Genomic DNA, 26590 nt, shown 5'->3' with positions numbered 1-26590 from the left:
ATATTAGCATATTTTAACAAAAATGTAAACATGATTTTTTATAGGTCTAAATCATCGTCTGAAACTGCGGTTCCATCGGCCATCAGGAAAGCTTTAAGGAAAGGTGTAAGATTTCCGTTCATTACCGCATCAACGTCTGAAGTTTCATGACCCGATCGTACATCTTTTACCAATTTGTAAGGGTGCATCACATAATTTCGGATCTGGCTTCCCCACTCTATTTTCATTTTATTGGCTTCAATTTCGTTTCGGGCTTTCAGACGTTCTTCCAATTCCATTTCATAGAGTCTCGATCTTAAGAGCTGCATTGCTTTTTCTTTATTCTGAAGCTGAGAACGCGATTCAGAGTTTTCGATAATAATTCCTGTCGGTGCGTGACGAAGACGAACAGCAGTTTCTACTTTGTTTACGTTTTGTCCACCCGCTCCTGAACTTCGCATCGTTTCAAACGATATATCTGCAGGATTGATATTGATCTCGATCGTATCATCAACCAAAGGATAAACATACACAGAAACAAAGCTTGTATGGCGTTTTGCATTAGAATCGAAAGGAGAAATTCTTACCAATCTGTGAACGCCATTCTCACCTTTAAGATAACCAAAAGCGTATTCTCCGTCGATTTCCAGGGTTACGGTTTTTACACCGGCAACTTCACCTTCCTGAAAATTCAGTTCTTTTATTTTATAGCCCTGCTTTTCTGCCCACATATTATACATTCTCATCAGCATTCCAGCCCAGTCGCAACTTTCGGTTCCGCCTGCTCCTGCTGTGATTTGTAGAACTGCAGAAAGCTCATCGCCTTCGTTAGAAAGCATGTTTTTAAACTCCAGATTTTCTATTTTTTCTAATAATTGAGGGAAAGTTTCGTCTAATTCTTTTTCAGAATCGGGATCTTCTTTTGCAAACTCAAGCAAAACCTGAAGGTCTTCAAACTGGGTATTGATTTCTTCGTATTCTTCCACCCATTTTTTCTTGGAACGAAGCTGCTTCAGAAAAACCTCAGCTGTTTTAGGGTTATCCCAAAATTCGGGAGCTGCCGTTTTTTCGTCATCATTAGAAATTTCTATCTTCTTTTTATCAATCTGAAGATATTTATGTAGATCTTCAATCCTGGATTGAACTTCTTTTATCTGGTCGTTATTAATCAAAACTAAAAAATTTGAAAAGCAAATTTACGGATAAAATCATGAGTAATGAATAATGCTCACAAGTATTACTAAAACTAAGTTCCTGTAACTATTTTTTATCAAACTCCATCTTCATCATTATGCTGAAAGCCAATCTCCCTTCTCGGAATTTCTACAGTCTGATAGGTTTCAAGCTCTTTTTTCAATGCATGAATTCTCATTTGGAAATCATCAAGATTATTAATGATAACATCATTCAAAAACTGGGCAATCTGGTTGAGATATTCTTCAGTCAATTTTGCTGCTGCATCACGCAAAGCGCCATTGAGAAGATGCTCATCGATTTTTAATTTTTCATCTTTCGTTCTTTGATAACGATTTTTGATTCTCTTTTTAAGACTTTGGGTAAAATCGATAAGCATTGTGTTGCTGAAAACCTTCATTTTGACAACCGTTTCTGTCCAGAAAGGAATTTTATCTGCTTTATTATTTTTTAAAATTTTGAAAAGCAAAGAATCTTTATCCAGATTTTTGGTCATTGAATAGAGAATGATTTCTGATCTTTCGGCAGCATTCGGTGGGAATATCGGAACTAAAACATCAAATCTTCCTGGCGCAAGAATCTCTTCGTCAATATCAACAACCGAATTGGCAGAACCCACCATCAGAACACCTTCACTTTCAAATTTTGAAACGTAGTGAAGAATAATCTCCTGAGTTTCGAGGTTGCAGGAAGCCACATTGTTTTCGGCTTTTCTTTCCATCATAATTTCATCAAAATCGTCCATGAAAAGCAAGACTTTATCTTCCTTCATCATCGTTACCAGAAAATCGTTGAAATTGGTCTGATTGCCATCTACAAAAGAAGTCCCGAGATAATGTTTTTTAACCTCTTTAAATTTATAATTGATGATCTCTGCAATTTTATTTGCCCAAAATATTTTTCCGCTTCCGGGAGGACCGTATAAAATGATTCCCGCCGGTTTATTGATGCCCCAGTCTTTGGTTTGCTGAGGATTTAAAAAAGGTTCCAAAACATCTGAAATGTAAAAGAAAAGATCTCTGTACCCTATAAAATCTCTTTGCTGAAGTTTGGTTTTATTTCCAAAATAATTGTAGACAAATTTGTAGTTTCCGCCCAATTTCTGGTCAATCCCATAGCTTGAAATCGAGGAGCGGAACAATCCGTTATCAAAAATATTTGACGGGTTTTCTTCAATCGCCTTTTCAATTTTTTCTTTGGGCTGATTAATGGTTTCTGCAATCTGCTCAACGGTTTTGTTTTCGTCCAAATCTTTTTCATAAAGCTTCAGAAAGTCTACATTTTCACGGGCAAATTTTTCAAAATCTTTTTTCACTTCAAACTGAGTAGAAATACAGTCGATCAAGTCAAGATCAAAATCTTGGATAAACTGTTTAATGGCTTCTGCGGAAACTTGTAACTCTTTTGCAAGTTCTATTAACTTCATACAATCATCTTTAATTCAAATGTAATGAAAATTTTTGGTTGATGGTTGATAGTTGTTAGCTGTTAGCTGTTAGCTGTTAGCTGTTAGCTGTTAGCTGTTAGCTGTTAGCAAAATTAATTCCTAATTCCTAATTCCTAATTAAAAAGTTTGCTTAGTTTGTAACATTTCACAAAAAAGAGAAACTTATCAAAATATATAACTAAACTACATGGAAAAAATTTTATCAGTAAAGAATCTGACAAAAAAATTCAAAAGAGTTGTCGTCAACAATATTTCTTTCGATGTAGAAAGAGGTAATGTTTACGGGCTTCTGGGTCCCAACGGAAGCGGAAAATCTACCACATTCGGGATGCTGCTTTCAACCATCAATCCTACAAGCGGCGATTGGTTTTGGTTTGGTAAAAAAGGTACAACGCCTGAAATACTGAAAAAAATCGGAGCGATTATTGAGCAGCCCAATTTTTATCCTTATTTAAGCGCTGAAAAGAATCTTAAAATCGTTGCTGAAATTAAAGGAACACCTTACTCAAGAATTGATGAAGTTTTGCAAACGGTTAAGCTTTTAGAAAGAAAAAAAGATGCCTTCAAAACCTATTCTTTAGGGATGAAACAAAGATTGGCAATTGCTTCTGCTTTGCTAAATAATCCTGAAGTTTTAATCTTAGATGAGCCTACAAACGGTTTAGATCCTGAAGGAATTATCCAGATCAGAGAAATTATCGGGGCGATTGCCAAACAGGGAATTACTATTATTATTGCAAGTCACCTTTTGGATGAGATTGAAAAGATCTGCAGCCACGTAATTGTGCTAAAAGAAGGAAACGCCATTTATTCCGGAAGAGTGGATGAAATGACGAATAATCAAGGATTTTTTGAGTTAAAAGCTGATAACAACGCGGCTCTTTTAAGTGCTTTGGAAGAATTGCAGTGGTTTAGTTCGGTTTCTGCAGAAGACGATTTAATTAAAGCCCAGATTCGTGATGATGCTTCTATTTCGGCTTCAGGCCTAAACCAGAAACTTACTGAAAAAGGTATTTTCTTGTCACATCTCGCTAAGAAAAAGAAATCTCTTGAAAACCAATTCCTTGAACTTGTAAAAAATACTAATTAATCATGATGAAATTATTAAAATTAGAATATTATAAAAACCTTAGTTACACACCGTTTAAGGTTTTCACGATTATGTATTTTGCGATACTTGTTATTTTCCTTTGTATTGGTTTACTTAATTTTGAACTTTTTGGTAATCCAATCGATTTAAAAGCACAAGGAATGTATAATTTCCCTGCAATATGGAATTTTACAACCTGGACAGTTGCCTTGCTGAAAATATTTTTAGGATTAATAATAGTATTCTCGATTTGTCAGGAATTCAGCAATAGAATGTTCAAACAAAATACTATTGACGGATTGAGCAGAGAAGAATTTATTGGTTCAAAACTTTTGACTATTGGTATTTTCACATTAATTTCAACAATTATTGTATTTGCCATTACCTTATTTTTAGGTTTCCAGTATTCAAACACCACAGAATCATCACTAGTTTATAAGGAAATGTTTTTCATTGGAAATTATTTTTTAAAATTGTTTGCATTCTTTTGTTTTTTAATGTTTTTATCAATTTTATTAAGAAAATCAATTTTTGTTTTTCTCGCTTTCTTTATATTATGGATTGGAGAATGGGTCTTAAGTATGATTGAAACTTTCTCGAAAATACACGGATTGAAAGGACCCCAGAGAAATGAGGTACTTCAAAACGACTTTTTCATCAGTAAGCTTTTCCCTTTGGAAAGCATGTCGAATTTAATCCCCAATCCTATTTTGAGATTAGATATGGCAAAAGCGATGGGTTTAAAATATGAATTTACTTACCCAACCGAAAGCTTAATTGCGTGTTTGATTTGGTGCGCTTTATTTATTCTGGGATCTTATTTAATTTTAAAGAAAAGAGACTGGTAAAATTTATTTGCATATTATTCAAAATTAAAGTGATTCAATTGAATCACTTTTTTGTTTCTTAATTATTTCACCCAATGGTTTGACCAATCGTCCTTTCAGGACTCTTTATTCAAAATATTTTAAAATAAAAAGCCCCGAAATAAAATTCCGAGGCTGTATTTATACAGGTAAAAATTACTCATTACCTATTTATTACTTATTAACCAAGATATGGATATTTGTAATCTTTAGGAGAAACAAAAGTTTCTTTGATAGATCTTACAGAAGTCCATCTCAATAAGTTCATTTTAGAACCAGCTTTATCATTTGTTCCTGAAGCTCTACCGCCACCAAAAGGCTGTTGACCAACAACTGCACCTGTTGGTTTGTCGTTGATGTAGAAGTTTCCAGACGCATTTTCTAATGCTTTGAACGCCTCATTTACAGCATATCTGTCTTGTGCGAACACTGAACCTGTTAATGAATACGGTGAAGAAGAATCTACCAATTCTAAAGTTTCTTTCCATTTTGCATCTTCGTAAACGTAGATTGACAAGATTGGACCAAAAATTTCTTCAACCATGCTTTCGTATTGAGGATTTGTAGTTTCGATAACTGTTGGATTTACAAACCATCCTTTAGAATCATCACATTTACCACCGATCACAACATCGGCTTCGTCTGAAGCATTTGCTCTGTCAATGTATCCTTTACATTTTTCGAAAGAATTTTTGTCGATAACTGCATTTACAAAGTTTGAAGGATCTTCCGGAGAACCAACTTTAATTGAGTTAACCTGAGTTTCCATTACTTTTTTCACATCAGCCCAAAGAGACTGAGGAATATAAGCTCTTGAAGCCGCAGAACATTTTTGTCCCTGATATTCGAAAGCACCTCTTACCAAAGCCGTTGCCACAGCTTCTACGTTTGCTGAAGGATGAGCGATAACGAAATCTTTTCCACCCGTTTCTCCAACGATTCTTGGATATGTTCTGTAATTGTGAATATTGTCACCGATCATTTTCCACATTCCCTGGAAAACTTTTGTAGAACCAGTGAAGTGAAGTCCGGCAAAGTCTCTGTGCGCTAAAACTTTTTCAGCAGTTTCTTTTCCGTCAGTGAAAATCATGTTGATAACACCTGCAGGAAGTCCCGCTTCGATTAAAACATCCATGATTACTTTTGCAGAATAGATTTGCTTATCTGAAGGCTTCCAAACCACTACGTTTCCAAGCATTGCCATACAAGTTGGCAAGTTGCCTGAAATTGCTGTAAAGTTGAAAGGTGTTACTGCAAAACAGAATCCTTCCAACGGTCTGTACTCTACTCTATTCCAGATTCCTGCGTCAGAAACCGGTTGCTCAGAATACATTTCCGTCATAAATTCTACGTTGAATCTTAAGAAATCGATGAATTCACAAGCTGCATCAATTTCAGTCTGATGAACATTTTTAGACTGTCCGATCATTGTTGCTGCGTTGATTACATCTCTGTAAGGTCCAGCCAAAAGATCAGCCGCTTTTAAGAAAATTGCTGCACGGTGTTCCCAGCCAAGCTCATTCCACTGTTTTTTTGCTGCTAAAGCTGCATTGATTGCATCATCTACATGCTGCATTGTTCCTTTATGATAAAAACCGAAATCGTGCGCATGATCTTGTGGAGACTGAAGCTGAACAGTATCACCTGTTTTTACTTCTTTTCCGTTGATAATCATTGGGATTTCTGTCTTTTCTGCCCACATTTTTTTGTACGTTGCAAGAAGAGATTTTACTTCTGCTGATCCCGGCTCGTAAGAAGTTACCGGCTCATTTACTGCAAATGGTACTTGCGAAATTGCTTTTGACATATAGTTGTATTGTTTGTTTTTGCTTTTTTACAAATTTACAACATTTAATATTTATGATGAAAAATGTCAATAGTGAATTTTGGTTCGCAAGTGAATGGTTAATTTGAACATTAAAAATTTTTAAACCATTAAGATCCTGAAGTTTTTAAGGTGCTTTAAGAAAATATCTGAAGATATTATTCAGCAGAACGTTTAATTCAGATAAATTGAATCTTAAAGAAACTTATAAGCTAAAAAATCTTAATGGTTCAATTTTCAAATAAAATATAATAAATTGACATGTGAACCGATTGACCATTCACAGTTCACTTACTCACATTTTCTCTGTTTCAAGAATTTTTAAAACCAGTTTTTCTTCGTGCGTCAAATCYGCTTTTCCGTCGTTTTCTTCAATTACTTCAAGCTCATCGAGATATTTTTTAATAGAATTATTCTCGTAAAGATTGATAACTAAAGGATGTACATAATATTTTCGGCAAACTGTACTTGTATTTCCAAGGTGTTCAGCAACAATATCCAGGGCTGCCTTTACTTTCTTTTTGTATTGAGAATTATTTTCAGCATAACCAATTTCTTTAAATGCAATTAAAGCATTCACCGTTCCCGACCAGGTTCTGAAATCTTTTGCTGTAAAATCTTCTCCACTGATTTCTTTAATATAGTCATTCACCATCCCGGAATCTACCGAATGTCTTTTTCCCTCATCATCAATATATTGAAACAGCTCTTTTCCGGGAATTTCTTTGCATTTCATAATTAATCTTGCCAGTCTTTTACTTTTCAGATTAACATTATGCATTACTCCTTTTTTACCTTTAAATGAAAAATTAATTTTTTGACCTTGAACTTTTACGTGTTTTCCTTTCAGCGTTGTTAAGCCAAAAGAACCGTACAGTTTTTCGTAAATATTATTTCCGATACGAATATTGGTGCGCTGCATTAAACTTACGATTAATGCTAAAATTTTTCGTTTTTCAAAATTTCTTAAGGCTAAATCTTTTTCCAGTTGCAGACGTATTTCCGGCAAAGCGTAACCAAATTGCAGCATCCTGTAAAATTTGGTATGATTTCTCAGAGCGCTCCAAAGAGAATGATATTTATACTGTTTTCGTTTTCTGGCATCAAATCCTGTAGCCTGAAGGTGACCGTTATCTAAAGCACAAATCCAGACATTTTCCCAAGCCGGAGGAATCACCAGACTGTTGATCCGTTTGATTTCCTCTTTATCCTTAATTTTTTCGCCATCTTTAAAATACAGGTATTTTTTGCCTCTTTTCCTACGAATAATACCGGCAGTTTCTGCATCGGAAGTGTAAATAAGATTTACCGCTTTTGCAGAAGCCACCGGATCTTTCATAATTTTTACAATCTTTGAAGGCTTAAGATGTGAAATAATATCCAAGTCTGATTGTTCCATAAAATGATTGGTTAAGAGTTTTTACCCCTAGAGAATAGCCATATCAAAATTGCTATAACTCCGCCTACCAGAATTATCCCCCACCACATTCCGGCTTTAAAGATTGTTTCTACAGCTTCGCAGCTCGTAAGCAGCATGAGACTTAAAATAGTCAGGCTGTATAAAGTCCATTTTTTCATAGTAATATAATTTAGGTTGATTATTATTTTAAATTCGATGATGATCAGGTTTCCATCTTTTTATAGACTTTTTGATCTGATCTCCCGAAATATTTTCATGTAAAGCTTTATATAAAAGTTCTTTAAATTCTTCATCGTAAGCAAACCTCAAAGCAGCAATCTGACTGAAACTCAGTTTTTCTTCCACTTCATCAGATCTTTTGTTGAATATCTCAAAATATCTTTGCTTAAATTCTAATCTTACCAAACGGTTTTGCAGTCCCAAAGCGTAATGTTGTCGCACCATAATTGCTAAATACAGAATTAAAAATATCACAACAGAAAACAGAATCCAGACCAATTGATAATCCGGATCTTTGAATATTTTATAAATTCCGAATATCTCTAAAATCAGCAGTAACGGTAAATAAACAAAGTGATGCGGCGTGTAAAATTTTCTGTGGTTATGATAGTTTTGCGTTTCCATATTGCCGATACTGCAATAATCTTTCCAAAAATTTTTGATCTTTTAATTTGTGGTATATGAAAGTGCTGAACGATGGGTGTTTGATGTTAGAAGTAATTTCGGTCGCCAAATTTGTAATATGTTTTTTATAAGAAATTTTTCAAAAAATGAGAAATCTTAAATAATATTCCAATCAATCTTCCAACATCCAGCTTCCGGCATCAATCCTCAATTCTCAAAAACTTTATCCAATTTTTAACTATTGAAATCAGCATTAATTCGTAACTTCACATCTTTAAATTATTAGAAAAATGACTTCAAAGGAAAAAGTAGCTGCGCTTCGCGAAGAAATGCAGAAAAATAATGTTGATGCATTTATAGTATATTCTGCAGATCCTCACATGAGCGAATATTTACCCGGAGAATGGCAGGAAAGAGCCTGGCTTTCAGGTTTTCTTGGTTCTGCAGGTTTTGTGGTAATTACTAAAGATAAAGCCGGACTTTGGACGGACGGAAGATATTTTACACAAGCTCCGATCGAATTGGCTGGTTCAGGAATCGATCTTTTCAAAGACGGTATGGAAGGAACGCCCAATTATATCGACTGGATCATCTCTGAAATCCCTGCAAACGGAAAAGTAGCTGTCAATGCTTTGGCAACTTCTCATTCAAACTGGGAACTTTTGTACCAAAAACTGAATGCAAAAAACTTAACTTTAGCTGATCTTCCTTTATTAAAAGAAGTCTGGAAAGAAAGAGGAATTCCTTCAAAAAATCCGATTTTCGTGCATCCTGTTGACAGAGCCGGAAAATCGGTTACAGATAAAATTTCTGCCATCCGTCAAAAAATGGAAGAGCAGGAAGTTACCGTACATGTCATTTCAAGCCTTGATGATGTTGCATGGACATTGAATTTGAGAGGAAGCGATGTGGAAAGCAATCCTGTATTTTTAGGATATATTTTAATTACTAAAAATGATGCAATTCTCTTTACCGACCTTGAAAAAATGGAAGTTGAAGCCAGAAGACAAATGGATGAAGCGTGGGTAAAAATGATGCCTTATGAAGAATTTTACAATCATTTGAGAACTATCAAAAATGAAAAAGTTTTAGTTTCGCCAAACAGCAACCAGTCGATTTTTGAAGCTTTAAAAATTGATAACGATTTTGTAAAAGCTGCCGTTCCTGGAAATCTTATGAAAGCTCAGAAAAACGAAACCGAGCTTGAAGGCTTCAGAAAAGTAATGGTAAGAGATGGTGTTGCGATGGTAAAATTTCTTTACTGGCTTACTCACAACGCAGGAAAAGAAAAGATGAACGAGTATTTTATCGGACAAAAGCTGAGAGAATTCCGTGCTGCAGGAGAAAATTTTGTAGGCGAAAGTTTCGGAAGCATCGTTGGATTTAAAGAAAACGGTGCAATGATGCATTATTCCGCAAAATCTGAAGGAAGCAAAGAAGTAACTAACGATGCAAGTATTTTGGTTGATTCTGGAGGTCAATACTTAGAAGGAACAACAGATATTACAAGAACTTTGGCTTTAGGAGCGGTTTCTGAAGAATTTAAAATAAACTCTACCCTGGTTTTACAAGGAATGATTCGTTTATCGATGGTGAAATTTCCAAAAGGAACGAGAGGAGTGCAACTTGATGCGATTGCAAGACTGCCGCTGTGGATGCAGGGAAAAGACTACAATCACGGAACAGGTCACGGTGTAGGAAGCTTTATGAATGTACATGAAGGTCCGCAAAATATCAGAAAAGATATGAATCCGCAGGAACTTTTGGTAGGAATGGTTGTTTCTAACGAACCTGGATATTATCTGGAAGGTGATTACGGAATCCGTCATGAAAACCTGATTGCCGTAAAAGAATCTGAAACTACTATCCACGGAACTTTTTATGAGTTTGAAACTTTAACGTTCTGCCCGTTCTTTAAAGATACAATCGTAAAGGAAATTCTTTCGGAAGAAGAAATCAACTGGTTGAATTCTTATCACAAAACCTGTGAAGAAAAGCTTTCCCCATATTTGGAAGGCGAAGTAAAAGATTGGTTTTTGGAATTGGTAAGCCCTATTTAATTGTTTGTTATTGGTAATTAGTAACTTGTTATTAGTTGTTGGTTGTTGGTTACAAATTAAATTAAACAAGCCTGCTTCGCCATTTTTATAAATTATATCGTTCTGTAAATTTTACAGGACGATTTTTTTATTCTGTACAACCGTATTTTTACGGTATTATTTATGAGGAATATCCTGAGAAAAAATAAATTCTTATCTGCTACTTTTGTGCAAGAAACCAATCACAATTATATATAAAAAACTAATATCCTTTTAAACATCACCTTTCTTTGAGGGGTGGTGTTTTTTTTAACAAAATTTTTAATTTACCTGAATTAGGGATAAAGATTTATTCTACTATTAGTTATTTTAGTTTTTATTGCAATGGCAGACAAAGTTTTCTTTAATATTCTGATTTTTATTTTTAACATAAATTAAGCTGCTTCGCTTATTGGGGTAAAACAAAAAATGATATTTCATTATTAAATCTTACGCCTTTCTTTAGCTTTAAACATTGAAGATTGTATTATTAATCTCTTTATTTGATTTGCGGTAGAGAATCTTATTCCAAACTCATCTTAAACAAAATGATGTTGAACAAAAGATTAATCAGAAAACTGTTTGCAGATTAACATAAAAAATTTTCATTTAAAACCTTAAATTTGCAAAATGAATCATGACACTATCTGCGCACTTGCCACAGCCAACGGAATCGGAGCCATCGGAATCATCAGAATTTCCGGAGATGATGCAATTTCTGTTTCAGCTAAAATTTTTGAAGGTAAAAATCTTGAAAAAGCCCAGTCACACACTGTACATTACGGGTTTATAAAAGATGGTGATGAGGTGATTGATGAGGTAATGATTTCTGTTTTTAAAGCTCCCAAAACTTTTACAGCAGAAGATTCTGTAGAGATTTCTTTTCATGGTTCGCCACATATTGCCAAGAAAATTCTTGAAGTTTTAATTAAAAACGGAGCAAGAATGGCAAAAGCCGGTGAGTTTACAATGCGCGCTTTTATGAACGGAAGAATCGATCTAAGCCAAGCTGAGTCTATTGCTGACCTGATCGCTTCTGAAAATGAGGCTTCCAGAAAAGTAGCACTAAACCAGCTAAAAGGAGGAATCACCAATGAAATTTCGTTTTTAAGAACCGATTTATTAAATTTTGTTTCTTTAATCGAACTGGAACTTGATTTTGCTGAAGAAGACGTGGAATTTGCAGACAGAACCGCACTGAATCAATTGCTTGATAAAATAGAAGCCAAATTAAATTCTCTTATTGAAAGTTTCCAATACGGAAATGCCATTAAAAACGGAACCGCAGTTGCCATCATTGGAAAACCAAATGCCGGAAAATCAACTCTTCTAAATGCTTTATTAAAGGAAGAAAGAGCAATTGTAAGCAATATTGCCGGAACGACGAGAGATACGATTGAAGAAATTCTTCACATCAAAGGTCATGCTTTCAGATTAATCGACACTGCCGGTTTACGTGAAACCGCCGATGAAATTGAAGCAATCGGTGTGAAGAAAGCAAAGGAAAAAGTAGAAAATGCAAATATCCTTGTTTATCTTGCCGATTCTGCCACAGAAGATTTCTCCGAAGACATCGAAATGATAAAATCCTTGCAAAGAGATGATTTAAAACTGATAATCTGTGCTACAAAAATAGATGAAGTTTCTCCCACTCAATATGAATTGGTAGAAAATATTTTCAGAAAAGAAATATCACAAGATTTTGATTTTATCACCATTTCAGCTATCGAAAATCAAAACATACAAGACCTGAAAGACGAATTGTCTTCATATGTAGAGCATTTAAAATCTGAAGAAAGCAACGTGATCATTACCAATCAACGCCACTTTGAAGCTTTAGGGAAATCTCTGGATGCTGTAAATAAAGTGAAAGAAGCTATTACCTTTCAGATTTCAACAGAATTGTTGGCATATGAATTAAGAAATGCTTTGGAACATCTTGGAGAAATTTCTGGCGAAGTAACCAATGATGAGGTCTTGGGAAATATTTTTTCTAAGTTTTGTATCGGAAAGTAAAATCACAAACCAGCAAAAAACACTTTCACAGTAAAGTCTAATCTTTTAATTAATCAACAAATCAAAAGCAGCCTGTACTCGCCATCATTTTCAAGCGGAGCTCTGTGTACACAAGGCAAAACCTCCTGCGAAGGATGATCTACCGCCAGTCGCCAAAGATTTCCTATTTCTAAATTTAGCGGTTTTGCATCAGGTTTTGGCTCATAATGAAGATCAAAAAAATTGTCTTTCAGAAAGTTTTCAAATTCTTCTTCCGGACCGTCGTGTAATTCTTGTAGCTTTTGCCTGATTTCTGGAATCAGGATTTTTTGCTGAACCTCGTCATTAGGAACAATATCGCTTGCTGCACCGTAATAAGTACATAAAAAAGTGTCGGTTCCAATTGGTGAGCGATCTACATGAAAAGAATAGACATCTGTGGAAATAAAATCAAACTCATCATCGCGTTCATAATTTTTAAGCAAATTAAGTGACGGAGATGCTCCGAAATCTGTTAATAGTTGCAAATCATTTAAAATAATTTCTCTAGCTAAATCACCCTTTTCTGATAATTGCAAGGCCAAAAGATCCTGAGCAGAAACTTCGGTAATATTTTCTTTTAGTTGAAGTTTAGAAACAATTTCTTTAAAATCTCCGGTCAGATGACGGTTCCAGCAGATTGCATTTACCGTTCCATGAAACTTGGTATTTACCAGCTCAGAAAAACCAGAAACTACTCCAACTTGTTTTTTATCTGAAAATGTTTTGCTCATATTTTAGAATAAATGATTTCAGGTACATCATTCTTTTGCAAAAATAAAGAATAGATCAGAAGGTGATATTCAAATCATTGAAAATAATTTAGTCTGTGATAAAAAATATTTTAATCAAAAATCCGTAACTTTGCGCTCTACGAAAAATTTTATGGAAAGTATTCAAGTTCACGACAAAACTTTTGTTCCCTATTTAAAGGATGCCGAAATTCAGGAAATTGTAAAGACAACCGCTCTGAAAATCTATGAAGATTACAAAGATGAAGTACCTGTTTTCATCGGTGTTTTAAACGGAGTTATCATGTTTTTCTCAGATCTTCTTAAACATTATCCGGGACCTTGCGAGATTGCTTTTATACAGATGAGTTCTTATGCAGGAACAGAATCTACCGGGATCGTTTATCAGAAAATGGAGCTTACAAAAGATGTAAAAGACCGTCATATCATTCTTGTAGAAGACATCGTAGATACCGGGAACACGGTTGAAAGTCTTTTCAAATACTTCAAAGAAACTCAGCGTCCGAAATCTGTTAAACTGGCTTCATTCCTATTGAAACCTGAAGTTTATAAAAAAGATTTCAAGCTGGATTATATTGGAAAAGAAATTCCAAACAAATTTGTACTAGGTTACGGATTGGATTATGATGAGTTAGGAAGAAACCTACCGAATCTATACCAATTGGAAGAAGGGCAAATCAATCACTAAATTGCTATCAGCTTTTAGCTTTTGGCTATTAGCTTTTAAAAAATTATATCTAAGTAAAAGTAATTATTAATTTAAAAATGCTAAAAGCAAGAAGCCATTTGCCAATTGCCAACAGCGAAACCACATTATGATAAACATTGTTCTGTTCGGTCCTCCCGGAAGTGGAAAAGGTACTCAAGCACAAAACTTAATCGAGAAATTTAATTTAAAACAAATCTCAACTGGTGATCTTTTCAGATACAACATGAAAAATGACACCGAACTTGGGAAACTGGCTAAATCTTTCATCGATAAAGGAGAATTGGTTCCGGATCAGGTAACAACAGATATGCTGATTGACGAAATCAGAAAACCAAGTGATGCCGCAGGATTTATTTTCGACGGATATCCAAGAACTGCTGTTCAGACAGAAGCTTTGGAGAAAATCGTAAAAGAAGAATTAAATGATGAGATCGACGTTTGTCTTTCTTTGGTCGTTCAAGATTCTATTTTGGTTGAAAGATTACTGAAAAGAGGCGAAATAAGCGGAAGATCAGACGACAGCAATGTTGAGATCATCGAAAACAGAATAAAAGAATACTACACAAAAACAGCAGAAGTTGCCGAATTGTACAAACAACAAGGTAAATATGTAGAGATCAACGGTGTTGGAGACATCAACGAAATCTCTGAAAAACTTTTTGCGGAAGTTCAAAAATTTGCATAAGTTTTTGATTCATTATTCAAAGTTCAATATTCAAGGTTGGGAACTTTGAACTTTAAACCTTTAAACCTTGAATTGAAATTATGAGCAATTTTGTAGATTACGTAAAGATTCATTGTAAAAGCGGTCACGGAGGTGCAGGTTCTGCCCATCTTCGCCGTGAAAAATATATTCCTAAAGGTGGTCCTGATGGAGGTGACGGCGGTCGCGGAGGACACATCATCATGAGAGGAAATGCCCACGAATGGACTTTACTTCCACTTCGATACACCCGTCACGTAAAAGCGGAACGTGGTGAAAACGGAGGAAAAAACCAGCTAACCGGAGCTTTCGGAGAAGATGTTTACATCGATGTTCCGATTGGTACGATTGCTAAAAATGAAGACGGAGAAATTGTAGGCGAAATTCTGGAAGACGGTCAGGAAATCATCTTGATGGAAGGCGGTAAAGGTGGAAAAGGTAATGAGTTTTTCAAATCCTCAACCAACCAGACTCCACGTTTTGCACAACCGGGAATGGACGGTCAGGAAGGTTATATCGTTTTTGAACTTAAAATCTTAGCCGATGTAGGTCTTGTAGGTTTCCCAAATGCAGGAAAATCTACGCTTTTAGCTTCTGTTTCTGCCGCAAAACCGAAAATTGCCAATTATGCATTTACGACTTTAACCCCCAATTTAGGAATTGTAGATTACAGAAATTATAAATCTTTTGTAATGGCAGATATTCCGGGAATTATTGAGGGTGCTGCAGAAGGTAAAGGTTTAGGTCACAGATTCTTAAGACATATTGAAAGAAATTCGATCCTATTATTTTTAATTCCTGCAGATTCTGAAGATCATTTTCAGGAGTTTAAAATTTTGGAGAACGAATTGAAAGAATACAATCCTGAGCTTTTAGATAAAGATTTTATTATTTCTGTTTCTAAAGCCGATCTTTTGGATGATGAGCTGAAGAAAGAAATATCTGCCGAATTCCCTGAAAACAAAAAGCCATTGTTTTTCTCGGGGGTTACCGGAGAAGGCCTAACAGAATTGAAAGATGCTATCTGGAAAAGGCTTCACGGATAAAATTTACACAATTTATCAACCAACTAAAGTACACTTTTTGTGTACTTTTTTATTATTATATTTAAAAATTAATACCATCAAATTAAAATTATGAAAAAGAACTTTGCATTAGCTCTGTTATTATCAATTCCGGCATTTGTAAGTGCACAGGAAAAATCACAATCTGATTCAGCACCGGATTCAAAAATAAGTTTTGGGGTAAAAGGAGGATATTCTTTGTCTAACATGAAGTTTTTGGATGAAAAATACAATTCAAAATCTTATTTCTATGCGGGTGTTGTGGCAGAAAAGCCGCTATCTTCTAATCTGAGTATTCAGGCTGAAGCATTATATACACAGATTGGCGGAAAACAGGACTTTCCGGTTGTAGATTTTACTGACTCCGGAGTTATAGAAAGAGGAAGTATTCAATTTGATTATCAGCTTACGCAGATTCAGGTTCCGGTTTCTGTCAAATATTATTTTATTCCGAATTTATCTGCTTCTGCAGGGATTAATTTCGGAATCAACCTTTCAGAAAAAGTAAAAACAGATGAAGTTGTAAATGGATCGACTTCCCACGATTACGAAAATGTGAAAACGCTGAATCTGTTTCCTTTCTTAGGAATGGAATATAAAATTAATGATCAATTCTTTGTAGATGCAAGATATCATTTTAATTTTATCGGAATCAATAAGGGAGAAAGTTTTGATACTAAAATCGGCTTTTTACAAGCAGGTCTAGGATATAAATTCAAATAATAAAAACAAGGGAGAAGCGAAAGTTTCTCCTTTATTTTTTACAGACAATCACTGTTTCATTATTGCTCAATCCCAAATATTCATTTAATTTAAACGTTCTTATTTCGGTTGTAAAACCAGCCTTTTTCAGGCGATTTTCCAAACCGGAAACTGAGTAAATCCTCACGTGATCGTCCTGACCAAAATGTTTTAATCTTTCTTCCGGAGAAACAATACTGTAATCTTCATAAATTTCACCATCTTTAAAAGGGGTTTGTATAAGCGCTGTTCCGCCAGTTTTAAGAACTCTGAAGAGCTCATTCATCGCTTGCTGATCTTCTGTAATATGCTCTAAAATATGATAGCAGGTAATTAAATCAAACGTATCATTTCCGGCATCAATTTTTGTAATATCATAACGGTAATCTGCCAAAAATTCATTCTCATAATCGGTAGAAAAATAGGCAATATCTTTCCTGTTTTTTAGCTTCCTGTATAAAACTCTGGATGGCGAAAAGTCTAAAATCTTTGCATCAGGAAACAAAAATTCTTCATTCAAAAGCATAAAAAGCCTTCTCGTTCTGGAAATACTTCCGCAAACCGGGCATATTTTATCCCCATTTTTAAGTAAAGCAAAATTTTTCAGATTTGTTTCGCATAGATTGCATTTGCAGTTTTTACCACGATAGATTGGCGCCAAAAATTTTCTGAAATTTTCCTCATAGCGTATAAGTACACTTTTTGGGAAAATATTTTTCGCTACCGACTTTAAAACATTGTACATATCAAGAATCTCTTACAGCCTCCAAAATAACAAAATTAAATTGAAGAATGAAACTCTAATCCAACATCATCAAAAATAAGAGTTTTGTCTTTGGAACGCTTATTGAAACACTTTTTTAAAATTTAAAAAAATGAAATATTTATTAAGTCTCCTTTCAGTAATCTTTTTGTTCTCGTGCTCTTCCCAAAAAATGTCCTCTTCAAAATACTCAACTATAGAATATGAAGCTGGAGCCTGTTTCGGATCCTGCCCTATTTTTAAAATGACAATAAACCCAGACCGAACTGCTGTTTTGGAAGCCGAACATTTTAATTTTTCTAAAGGATTTTCAAAAGGCGAATTTGATAAGCCGAGAGAAGGTACTTTTAAAACAACCATCAAAGAAGATGATTACAAAAAACTAACAGCTTTATTGGATGGCTTAAATGTAAAAAGCCTTAACGAAAAGTATGGTTCACGAAATATTACAGATCTGCCGACCTCCTATCTTAGAATAAAATTCAGTGACGGTTCATCTAAAGACATCGAAGATTATGGTAAGCGCGGAACCGAAAAATTAATCGCGACTTACCAATTTTTTGAGGATTTAAAGCACAATCAGAAGTGGGAAAAGGTTCAATAATCATACTTAAAATTATTTAAACTATCTTTGCAGCATATTTCGCGGCATTCTCAGCCAATTAGTAAATTATTTTACTTAAAAATTCTGTTAAAAAAATTAGCAGATCTGCTAACAAATGATGAAGTATACTGCTTCGACCGCATTATTTTAATACACAATATTTATTTTGTTATTTACAGACTTAAAACTGATTAAGCCCATCTTAGATGCGCTTCAAAATGAAGGTTACGAAAAACCTACCCCAATTCAGGAACAAGCGATTCCTTCAATTCTGGAACAACGCGATGTACTTGGTACTGCACAAACAGGAACAGGCAAAACAGCAGCTTTTGCGATCCCAATTTTACAAAATCTTACAGAAAGAAAAGGCCCGAAAAATAATCATATAAAAGCTTTAGTACTTACTCCGACAAGAGAACTTGCTATTCAGATTGAAGAAAGCTTCAACGCATACGGAAAAAATTTACCTTTAAGAAAACTGGTAATTTTCGGAGGCGTAAAACAGGGAAATCAGGAAGCGGCTTTAAGAAAAGGTGTTGATATTCTGGTTGCAACTCCGGGAAGATTATTAGATTTTATTGCACAGGGAATTATTTCTCTTAAAAATCTTGAAATTTTTGTTCTGGATGAAGCCGACAGAATGCTTGACATGGGTTTTGTACACGACGTAAAAAGAATCATTAAGCTTTTACCTCAAAAAAGACAAACGCTTTTCTTCTCAGCAACAATGCCGACAGAAATTCAGAAACTGGCAGATTCTATACTGAATACTCCCATCAAAGTTTCAGTAACCCCTATTTCTTCGACCGCAGAAACCATTAAACAATCYATTTATTTTGTAGATAAAGACAAAAAGCTGGATCTTCTTACGCATATTTTGCAAAATAAGATTTCAGAATCGGTTTTGGTTTTTTCAAGAACCAAGCACGGTGCAGATAAGATTGCCAAGAAACTTCAGGCTGCTAATATCCCGACAGAAGCGATTCACGGCAATAAATCTCAAAATGCGAGACAAAATGCACTGAATAATTTTAAATCCGGAAAAACAAGGATTTTGATTGCGACAGACATTGCAGCAAGAGGAATTGATATTGATGAACTGAAATACGTTATCAATTACGAGCTTTCGGATGTTGCGGAAACTTACGTTCACCGWATCGGAAGGACAGGTCGTGCAGGATCTCAGGGAAGCTCACTTTCGTTTGTGGATGGTTTAGATTTATTAAATTTAAGAGACACTGAAAAACTGATCGGGATGAAAATTCCGGTGGTAAAAGATCATCCTTATCACACCGATAATTTAGTTGTTGAAAAAAGAGATTCTAACAACAAACCTTTTACACCTAGACCAAAAAAACCGGGAAACCCTGCTCAACAGAGAAAGGAAGTTGGTTTTAAAAAGCCCAAAAATAAAAGTAATTTTTCCAGAAAAAAATAAAAAAAGCCTTCCGATTGGAAGGTTTTTTTGCTATTTAATTAAAAAGTGGTTTTATAAATACTTACAGATTCATAATTTTTTTGCCAAGTTTTGGCAGGATTTTCAAATTCTTTTATTTTAATAAGTTCTTTTTCATCCAGGCTGTCAATAATCTTTTTATCTATTGAATTTTTCAGATAAAAAATATGATGATCTTTTTCTTTTTTTATATCTAAACCCATGAAGTGAATTTTTTCTTCATTCTGAGCAAGTTTACTTGGAAAAAGTAAATAATCAATCTTATTTTTTCTCAGATAGTCTTTGAATTTCATCGTATTAATTTCATCAAAAAAATCTGGGTTTGCTACCAAAGCATCTGCAGGAATAAAATTAAGATCAGAATAAAATGCAAACTTACCCGGAAAATCATATACATATACACGAGATTGACTTGGTAAAAAGCCTGCAATATCTTCAGCAATTGCTTTTATCTTATCATCTTGTTTTTTTTCAAAATCAGATTCATTTCCGAAAAAATTTGAAACAATACTGATGTTGGTTGTAAGTTTCATATAACCGAAGAAACAGACAACCACCGCCAGAAAAGATGTAGAGGCAATTACAATTGAATTTTTTCTGAAAAACCTATTGTCAAAACTCGCAAACAAATCATTTATAAAAAAACCAAAAAGAATAAATTGTGACACAAAATACCATTGCCCTATTTGAGACTGAAACAAAAGATTGTAAAAAAAATGCAGAAGGCAACCTATTACAAAACACAGTTTAAGAGATTTTTGCCTGGTATTTTTGCTTATAATTAAAAATAAAAGATAAGAAATACATACAGCTAAGCAGAATCTGAATATTAACACCCAGGTTATATCATCTGCAATAACCGGAAAAGAGCTTTTTATCCTCCCGCTGATCGGAACAAAATAACCAAATAAATACTTATTGGATAATAAATAAGGCACAGAAAGGACCGAAAAGCCGGCAAGTATTAATCCTAAACTTTTGATGCTCCATTTCCGGAAATTCCAATACAAAAAACCGAATGGAAATATTAAAAAAATATGGTCAAGACGCGCAAGAAATACCAAACTGCATAATAACCCGAAAGCAAAATCATTTTTAAACTTTCTGCTTATAAAAAATATGAGCAAAGCAAGGGTAAAAAATGCAAGATGCCCTTCGGTAAGGAATAAAGTACCAATGCTAAAGAATATTAAACAATAAAATGCAAAACTAAAAACTTTTCCGAGTCTGTATTCTTTTAAAACGGTTTTCTCTAAGAGAACGCTTCCAAAAAGAACCAATAAGACCTGAAATAACCAGATAATATTTAAAACAAAAAATTTATCAAACGGATTAATCAGTTCTGCAACAATACAAAAAACCATCCATAAGGGATGAAAACCATTGGTAAGATACAAATCATTAAAACCCATGAAACCATGATGTATCACATTATAAGCAATCTGTGGATAAAAAAAACCGTCATCTGCAGGAAATTTGGAAGGATTTCCCAAGAAAAAAACCGCAGAAATAAAAAGTAAATAATGGTAGTTTTTTTTTATAAATTCCATTCCGGTTTAATAATTTATTTTCTTTTTCTCTTCAATTTATTGAAACATTTTCTTCGCATTTTCGCTCGTTATTCTATCAATCTCTGTAAAATCTTTTTGGTAAATATCAACCAATTTTCCCGCAACCAGATCAAGATAGCAGCTTTCATTTCTTTTTCCACGATGCGGAACGGGCGCAAGATAAGGCGAATCTGTTTCTAAAACGATTTTATCTAATGGAATTTCGTGTAAAAACTGATCGATTTTACCGTTTTTAAAGGTCACTACTCCACCGATTCCCAAAATAAAATTTAAACCTAAAACGTGTTTTGCCTGTTCAAGATTTCCTGAAAAACAATGGAAAATTCCTCGAAGTTTAGGATGTTTTTTTCTTTCTAAAACTTCAAAAGTTTCATCAAAACTTTCTCGGGTGTGAATTACAATCGGCAGATCTTTTTCAATCGCCCAGTCAATCTGCTGCTCAAAAGCTTTTACTTGTATATCTAAAGTTGTTTTATCCCAATACAAATCAATTCCGATTTCTCCAATCGCAGGAAAATGTCTTTGATCGAGATAATTTTTAACGATTTCCAGCTCTTTTTCCCAAGATTCGGGCTTTACATAGCAAGGATGCAATCCCATCATTGAAAAAATCTGATCGGGATATTCACTTTCCAACTGAAGCATTTTTTCATGCGATTCTGAATCGATAGCCGGAAGATAAAATTCTGTAATCCCTTTATCTAAAGCTCTCTGAATCGTTTCTTTTCGGTCTTCATCAAATTCTTCGGCATATAAATGCGTATGTGTATCAATCATTATTTTTAAAATTTCAAAAGATCTTCGTAAGGATTTTCTAAATTTAAAAGCATTCCGAAAGCCGGTTCTGTTTTTATTCCTTTTTTCTTAAGATCAATTATTTTTTGTTTAAACTCCTCTCCTTTTTCCTGTAAAATTTTATATTCTGCAAGCATGTGGAGATAAGCATTTTGCTCAACTGTTGGTTTATTTTGTCCGAAAATTTCTATAACAAAATCTTCTAAAATAAAATTACAAACTATTGATTCTGTATTATTTATATTTAATTTTTTAATCTTTAAACTAAAATCTTTAAAAATTTGAATTAAAATTTTTTCAAACTCAACCTTATCCTCAACTTCACAAATTATGTCTAAATCGCTTCCTTCAATATCAATTTCAATCGGAATTGTTCCTGCTAAAATCGGTGAGAAATTGGAAAGTTTTTCAAATATTTTATATTTTGTAAGAACTTCATAAGCTCTTTTCTGCTTTTCATTTCCTGCTTTCAGATAATCAAGTTTTGTAAAATCAATCATTCTAATACCCTTAAACTTTGAACTTTAAACCTTGAATATCGAATGTTTTACTTTTTGCCTTTGAGTTTCAATTCTCTGCTCCAGCTTTTCCTTAAATTCAATAAATTTAGGATCTTTTTCGTCATCCGTTCGATGTTCCAAAGCTTTATTGATTTTAAAATTTTCTTTAATAAATCCTTTGGTTTCATCAGAAAAATAAGCTTCACCAAACTTCTCAAAAATATAATTAACAGCTTGTGAATTTGGATGTATCAAATCATCTTTATAAAACCGATAATCTCTCAAATCATCCATTAATATTTCGTAAATCGGTAAATAATGGCAGTTTTGAAATGGTGAAATCACTTCATGGATTGCCGTGATCAACTTAGATTTGCTTAATTGATTTTCCACCATTCCGTCTTTTGTATGACGCACCGGCGAAACGGTGAACAGAATCTGCACATTTTCCGGGCAAATATCCTGAAGATTAATGATCGTATCGTAAATAGAATCTGTGAGTTCCTGATACGTTAAAAGCCTTTTCTCAAAGAATTTTTGCGGAATTTTATGGCAGTTTGCAACCAGCTTTTTTTTAGGTTCAAATTCGTAGATAAATGAAGTTCCGTAAGTGATAATCACCCAGTTTGTTTCCTGCAGAAAACGGTTTCCTTCCTCTATTTTTGAATTGATTTTATCTAAAGTCTGGTGAATATATCTTGTATCAAAACTGGTGTGATGATCCAGAGAAATAAACTCATCGTGGTACGTTATTAGACCATCTCCGCCATAAAATTCTGAATCATGAAGCTTTTTAATCGAATTATTGATCGAAAAAGGGTTAAAAATCGTCCCAAAAGGATTGTTTACCGTCTGAATCTGGCCTTTCTGAAACAAGTCTGACATCTCCGAGGCAAAGCAAGAACCTATCGAAAATATTTTATCTTCAATTTCAATTTTTTGCTGCGACGGCTGTATGTCAACTTCTGTACGGAATTTCATATTTTAGGGATTAGGTTTTAGGTTTTAGGAATTAGTAAAATGGCAGTTCAGAAACTAAGCCCTAATTCCTAAAACCTATTACCTAATTTAACTCTCTCTTCTCAACAGGTAATTTGCCAATTCAGAGAATGGTTTTTTCTTTTCTTCAGGCACATCTATTTTTGCAAGATAGCTTTGTCCTATTTCATTATGTTTTTCGATCAAGCGTAATGCTTTTTCATCAACTCTTGTTCTTCTGAAAATCTTTTCAACGCCGTAAACTTTATCTATATTATCGGTCTTTTTAGAGTACCAGTAATCTAATTCTTTACGTTCTTCTTCAGTTCCGTGCTCTCTTGCGAGAAGATAAAGCACTGTTTTTTTGTTTTCATAAATATCTCCGGCGTGCTTTTTACCGAACTGCGCCTGATCTCCGAAAACATCCAGATAATCATCCATAATCTGGAAAGCGATACCGATGTGTTTTCCGAAATTAAAGATTGCTTTGGCATCTTTAAACTGCGCTTTTGCAATCATTGCCCCGATCTCAAAAGATGAAGCGCTCAAAACTCCGGTTTTATACGTAATCATTCTGATGTAGTCTTCAAACGTTACATTTTCCTGAGTTTCAAAATTAATATCGTATTGTTGACCTTCACACAAAAGCAAACCTGTATGTGTGAAAATTCTTACACAAGCTTTAAAAATTTCAGGTTCCAGGTCTTCAAAAAATTTATACGCTTTCAGCATTAAGCCGTCTCCTGAAAGAATTCCTGTATTAAGACCATGAATGGTATGAATTGTTGGTTTGTTTCTTCTCAACGGAGCTTCATCCATAATATCGTCATGAATGAGCGTGAAATTATGGAAAAACTCGATCGCCAAAGCCGGCTTTATCGCTTCTTTCTGATCACCGCCAAACAAATCGCAAGCCATTAAAACCATAATCGGACGGAGACGTTTTCCGCCGTGCGAGATGATATAATTCATCGGCTCATAAAGCTCTGTAGGTTTGTCTTTAAACGTATATTTAGCAATAGCATCAGCAACAATCTGTTGGTAGGTGTCTAAGAATTCCATAAAATCTAATAGTTTGAACAAAAATACGATTTTCTGAGGGGTTGTAAAACAAAAAACTTTGCCTGAAGAGACAAAGTTTGATTATAATTTTAAACTATAAGATCTGAAAATGCTTAATGAGCGATTTGATCATCAATCACACTTTTTAAAAATACACATTAAGCTTTGCCATAAAATATAGCAAAGCTTAAAACAAAAATTATTTTGTTAAATTTCTCATCGATATACCTTTATATCTCTTATTATTCTACTGCCATAAAAAATCTTCTCATCATTCGTGAAATAATATTGATTTTGAACTCCTAAATTTTTAGTCTCATTATAAGGAATATCAGTCTGCCAAATTATAGTTAATGTAATTGTATTGTAAAATGAATAATCCATTTCACAAAATTTAAAACTTGTATTTCTAACCATACTTATTTTGTTTCTTAAAGGTAAACTCCAAACTGTTTTAGGTTGTATTTGTGTCATATCTTGCAACAGCTTTGAAAAAGGCTTACCTATATAGTTTGCTTTATTAGCTTCAAATTGTTTAAGATAATTAAGGGTATCAAGCTGAGCCTTGCTTTGAATTGAAAAAAGAAAAGCAAACAGTAATGCGATTTTTAATAAATTTCTCATCGATATACCTTTATATCTTTTATTATTCTACTGCCATAAAAAATCTTCTCATCATTCGTGAAATAATATTGATTTTGAACTCCTAGATTTTTAGTCTCATTATAGGGAATATCTGTCTGCCATTCTATAGAGAGTGTAATTGTATTGTGAAATGAATAATCCATTTCGCAAAAACTAAAATCAGAATACCTAACCATACTTATTTTGTTTCTTATTGGTAGGCACCACACAGTTTTTGGTTGTATTTGAGTCATATCTTGCAATAACTTTGAAAAAGGTTGACCTATATAGTTTGCTTTATTAGCTTCAAATTGTTTAAGATAATTAAGGGTATCAAGCTGAGCCTTGCTTTGAATTGAAAAAAGAAAAGCAAACAGTAATGCGATTTTTAATATATTTTTCATCGGTACACCCTTATATTTTTTATAATCTTATTACCATAAAAAATCTTTTCATCATTGGTAAAATAATACTGATTTTGTGTTCCAAGCGCATCAGTTTGGGTAATAGGAATATCTGTCTGCCATTGAATAGATAATATAATTGTATTGTGAAATGAATAATCCATTTCACAAAATTTAAATCTTGTGTTTCTAACCATACTTATTTTGTTTCTTATGGGTAGGCTCCACACTGTTTTTGGTTGTATTTGAGTCATATCTTGCAATAACTTTGAAAAAGGTTGACCTATATAGTTTGCTTTATTAGCTTCAAATTGTTTAAGATAATTAAGAGTATCAAGCTGAGCCTTGCTTTGAATTGAAAAAAGAAAAGCAAACAGAAATGCGATTTTTAATATATTTTTCATAATTATTTATTTTAAAGGTTGCAGGGATTGACTTGTACATAGGCATACGGTATACCAGGAAATGGATTTATAATAAGCTCAACCTGTATTGGGTGAAACTTTCCATCAGTTCCTTTCTTGCTTATCATAATTCCCATATTATATTTCTTAATGAGATATCCCATCGTGAGATCCATCGCTTCGTTTGCATTTTTGCCTTGTTTTTTAAAATAGTCTAGTAAAAGATCCTCATCAGTTCTTATGTCCACACCTTCTAACCAATCACCGGTTCCTTCATACGTATCCGTCGATACATCTACTGTTGAAATGGGATACGCAGCTACAAAAGCATCAAACTCGGTCTTGTTTTCTAATGTCATTACATATTGTGAGCCGTCTGATCCATTTGCATAATTGTGCTTTAGGGTACTAAATGCGCTGCTAAAGGTATGAAATGCATAAATATCGGTTGACGAAAAATCCATATAACCACCTGTACCGTTATGGTTGTGTGCATAGGCTTCAGGAGCAAATTGTGAACCAGAAATACCGAAAGTAACATTCCCAACCGTGCCGTCTACAATATTTGAGGTTTTCAGATTCCCGGAACTATCCTTACCCCAATAGAATGCTTTTTCAAAAACATCAGACATGATGTTTGCTTTCATAAGATCGTTTTTATTTTTAACATCAGTTTGTTCTATGATCTCTTTTGCTTTTTGCAAATTATTTTTCAACTTTTCACAAGGTGTATGTGCAGGATTAAATTCCAGATTCGGCAAAGTAGGTGTTCCGGGATTACAGCCTTCGTTAGTTCCCAAAGTAGAATTCGAGTCTTGTGGTTGTGAAGGAACTCCGTTTCCTTCACAAGGCTGGGTAGAAGGCGCTGTTCCGCCTCCTCCTTGGTTTCCGCCGCCTTCAGAC

The 26590-nt window shown here is 34.1% G+C and carries 26 protein-coding genes; 10 read left to right on the top strand and 16 right to left on the bottom strand.

The genetic code is table 11. From position 1 onward, the window contains the following. Window positions 1-38: 38 nt before the first annotated feature. Window positions 39-1151, bottom strand: coding sequence for a peptide chain release factor 2 (gene prfB, locus AB4Y90_RS03230; protein WP_441555919.1), 1113 nt, complete (start codon window positions 1149-1151; stop codon window positions 39-41). A gap of 98 nt (window positions 1152-1249) precedes the next feature. Continuing rightward, a complete protein-coding gene (locus AB4Y90_RS03225; RefSeq protein WP_441555918.1) occupies window positions 1250-2599 on the bottom strand; it encodes an ATP-binding protein in 1350 nt (449 codons plus the stop codon). A gap of 208 nt (window positions 2600-2807) precedes the next feature. On the opposite strand from AB4Y90_RS03225, the gene AB4Y90_RS03220 reads away from it, so the two are divergent. Next, entirely contained in the window at window positions 2808-3710 is a 903-nt protein-coding gene (locus AB4Y90_RS03220; RefSeq protein ID WP_441555917.1) for an ABC transporter ATP-binding protein, read from the top strand. A 2-nt stretch (window positions 3711-3712) separates the two neighbouring features. Continuing rightward, window positions 3713-4558 (top strand): ABC transporter permease, encoded by an 846-nt coding sequence (locus tag AB4Y90_RS03215; protein ID WP_441555916.1) that lies wholly within the window; start codon window positions 3713-3715, stop codon window positions 4556-4558. Window positions 4559-4757: 199 nt separating this feature from the next. Here AB4Y90_RS03215 and pruA read toward each other — a convergent pair whose 3' ends face one another. From pruA to AB4Y90_RS03200, 3 genes are all read right to left on the bottom strand, one after another. Then, window positions 4758-6383 carry an L-glutamate gamma-semialdehyde dehydrogenase gene (gene pruA / locus AB4Y90_RS03210; RefSeq protein ID WP_441555914.1) on the bottom strand — a complete coding sequence of 542 codons (1626 nt, stop codon included), beginning with the start codon at window positions 6381-6383 and terminating at the stop codon, window positions 4758-4760. A gap of 313 nt (window positions 6384-6696) precedes the next feature. Continuing rightward, the gene (locus tag AB4Y90_RS03205) at window positions 6697-7800 is read right to left on the bottom strand and encodes a DNA topoisomerase IB (RefSeq protein WP_441555913.1); all 1104 of its coding nucleotides are present in this window, start codon (window positions 7798-7800) and stop codon (window positions 6697-6699) included. Between the two features lie 207 nt (window positions 7801-8007). Continuing rightward, window positions 8008-8445 (bottom strand): DUF6526 family protein, encoded by a 438-nt coding sequence (locus AB4Y90_RS03200; protein ID WP_441555911.1) that lies wholly within the window; start codon window positions 8443-8445, stop codon window positions 8008-8010. Between the two features lie 290 nt (window positions 8446-8735). On the opposite strand from AB4Y90_RS03200, the gene AB4Y90_RS03195 reads away from it, so the two are divergent. After that, window positions 8736-10505 (top strand): aminopeptidase P family protein, encoded by a 1770-nt coding sequence (locus tag AB4Y90_RS03195; RefSeq protein WP_441555909.1) that lies wholly within the window; start codon window positions 8736-8738, stop codon window positions 10503-10505. 648 nt (window positions 10506-11153) lie between these two features. After that, on the top strand, window positions 11154-12539 hold the full coding sequence (gene mnmE / locus AB4Y90_RS03190) for a tRNA uridine-5-carboxymethylaminomethyl(34) synthesis GTPase MnmE (RefSeq protein ID WP_441555908.1): 1386 nt from the start codon (window positions 11154-11156) through the stop codon (window positions 12537-12539). A gap of 53 nt (window positions 12540-12592) precedes the next feature. Here the strand turns inward: mnmE and AB4Y90_RS03185 are convergent, their stop codons facing one another. Beyond that, window positions 12593-13291: a DUF1826 domain-containing protein gene (locus AB4Y90_RS03185; protein ID WP_441555906.1), complete on the bottom strand. Its 699-nt coding sequence runs from the start codon at window positions 13289-13291 to the stop codon at window positions 12593-12595. Window positions 13292-13442: 151 nt separating this feature from the next. Here AB4Y90_RS03185 and hpt point away from each other — a divergent pair, with 151 nt between their 5' ends. From hpt to AB4Y90_RS03165, 4 genes are all read left to right on the top strand, one after another. Beyond that, window positions 13443-13997 carry a hypoxanthine phosphoribosyltransferase gene (hpt, locus tag AB4Y90_RS03180; protein WP_441555905.1) on the top strand — a complete coding sequence of 185 codons (555 nt, stop codon included), beginning with the start codon at window positions 13443-13445 and terminating at the stop codon, window positions 13995-13997. Between the two features lie 127 nt (window positions 13998-14124). Beyond that, on the top strand, window positions 14125-14703 hold the full coding sequence (locus AB4Y90_RS03175) for an adenylate kinase (protein WP_441555904.1): 579 nt from the start codon (window positions 14125-14127) through the stop codon (window positions 14701-14703). Window positions 14704-14783: 80 nt separating this feature from the next. Beyond that, complete coding sequence (gene obgE, locus AB4Y90_RS03170; protein ID WP_441555903.1) at window positions 14784-15767, top strand: GTPase ObgE; 984 nt, start codon at window positions 14784-14786, stop codon at window positions 15765-15767. A gap of 90 nt (window positions 15768-15857) precedes the next feature. Next, on the top strand, window positions 15858-16508 hold the full coding sequence (locus AB4Y90_RS03165) for a porin family protein (RefSeq protein ID WP_441555901.1): 651 nt from the start codon (window positions 15858-15860) through the stop codon (window positions 16506-16508). 31 nt (window positions 16509-16539) lie between these two features. Here AB4Y90_RS03165 and AB4Y90_RS03160 read toward each other — a convergent pair whose 3' ends face one another. Then, window positions 16540-17271 carry a class I SAM-dependent methyltransferase gene (locus AB4Y90_RS03160; protein WP_441555900.1) on the bottom strand — a complete coding sequence of 244 codons (732 nt, stop codon included), beginning with the start codon at window positions 17269-17271 and terminating at the stop codon, window positions 16540-16542. A gap of 130 nt (window positions 17272-17401) precedes the next feature. On the opposite strand from AB4Y90_RS03160, the gene AB4Y90_RS03155 reads away from it, so the two are divergent. Together AB4Y90_RS03155 and AB4Y90_RS03150 are read left to right on the top strand one after the other, a co-directional pair. Next, entirely contained in the window at window positions 17402-17893 is a 492-nt protein-coding gene (locus AB4Y90_RS03155; RefSeq protein WP_441555898.1) for a DUF6438 domain-containing protein, read from the top strand. 166 nt (window positions 17894-18059) lie between these two features. After that, window positions 18060-19331, top strand: a complete 1272-nt coding sequence (locus tag AB4Y90_RS03150) for a DEAD/DEAH box helicase (RefSeq protein ID WP_441555897.1) — start codon at window positions 18060-18062, stop codon at window positions 19329-19331. A 38-nt stretch (window positions 19332-19369) separates the two neighbouring features. Here the strand turns inward: AB4Y90_RS03150 and AB4Y90_RS03145 are convergent, their stop codons facing one another. The 9 genes from AB4Y90_RS03145 to AB4Y90_RS03105 form a co-directional block, all read right to left on the bottom strand. After that, window positions 19370-20899 carry a hypothetical protein gene (locus tag AB4Y90_RS03145; protein ID WP_441555895.1) on the bottom strand — a complete coding sequence of 510 codons (1530 nt, stop codon included), beginning with the start codon at window positions 20897-20899 and terminating at the stop codon, window positions 19370-19372. Between the two features lie 36 nt (window positions 20900-20935). Continuing rightward, window positions 20936-21697 carry a TatD family hydrolase gene (locus AB4Y90_RS03140; protein ID WP_441555893.1) on the bottom strand — a complete coding sequence of 254 codons (762 nt, stop codon included), beginning with the start codon at window positions 21695-21697 and terminating at the stop codon, window positions 20936-20938. Window positions 21698-21702: 5 nt separating this feature from the next. Beyond that, window positions 21703-22215, bottom strand: coding sequence for a DUF4269 domain-containing protein (locus AB4Y90_RS03135; RefSeq protein ID WP_441555892.1), 513 nt, complete (start codon window positions 22213-22215; stop codon window positions 21703-21705). A 24-nt stretch (window positions 22216-22239) separates the two neighbouring features. Beyond that, a complete protein-coding gene (locus tag AB4Y90_RS03130; RefSeq protein ID WP_441555890.1) occupies window positions 22240-23196 on the bottom strand; it encodes a GSCFA domain-containing protein in 957 nt (318 codons plus the stop codon). Window positions 23197-23283: 87 nt separating this feature from the next. After that, a complete protein-coding gene (locus AB4Y90_RS03125) occupies window positions 23284-24255 on the bottom strand; it encodes a polyprenyl synthetase family protein (RefSeq protein ID WP_265427393.1) in 972 nt (323 codons plus the stop codon). Between the two features lie 216 nt (window positions 24256-24471). Next, window positions 24472-24879 (bottom strand): hypothetical protein, encoded by a 408-nt coding sequence (locus AB4Y90_RS03120; protein WP_441555889.1) that lies wholly within the window; start codon window positions 24877-24879, stop codon window positions 24472-24474. Then, complete coding sequence (locus tag AB4Y90_RS03115) at window positions 24876-25283, bottom strand: hypothetical protein (RefSeq protein WP_441555887.1); 408 nt, start codon at window positions 25281-25283, stop codon at window positions 24876-24878. The genes AB4Y90_RS03120 and AB4Y90_RS03115 overlap by 4 nt, the downstream gene beginning before the upstream one ends. Beyond that, window positions 25280-25687, bottom strand: coding sequence for a hypothetical protein (locus tag AB4Y90_RS03110; RefSeq protein ID WP_441555886.1), 408 nt, complete (start codon window positions 25685-25687; stop codon window positions 25280-25282). The genes AB4Y90_RS03115 and AB4Y90_RS03110 overlap by 4 nt, the downstream gene beginning before the upstream one ends. An 11-nt stretch (window positions 25688-25698) precedes the next feature. Further along, window positions 25699-26590, bottom strand: an 892-nt coding sequence (locus tag AB4Y90_RS03105) for a hypothetical protein (RefSeq protein ID WP_441555885.1), incomplete at its 5' end; no start/stop codon positions are given.

It is taken from the genome of Chryseobacterium sp. 2TAF14 (genome assembly GCF_052115105.1).
In the GTDB taxonomy this organism is placed as follows: domain Bacteria; phylum Bacteroidota; class Bacteroidia; order Flavobacteriales; family Weeksellaceae; genus Chryseobacterium.
The sequence above is the reverse complement of the archived record's forward strand: the minus strand, read 5'-3'. Positions and strand labels throughout refer to the sequence as shown.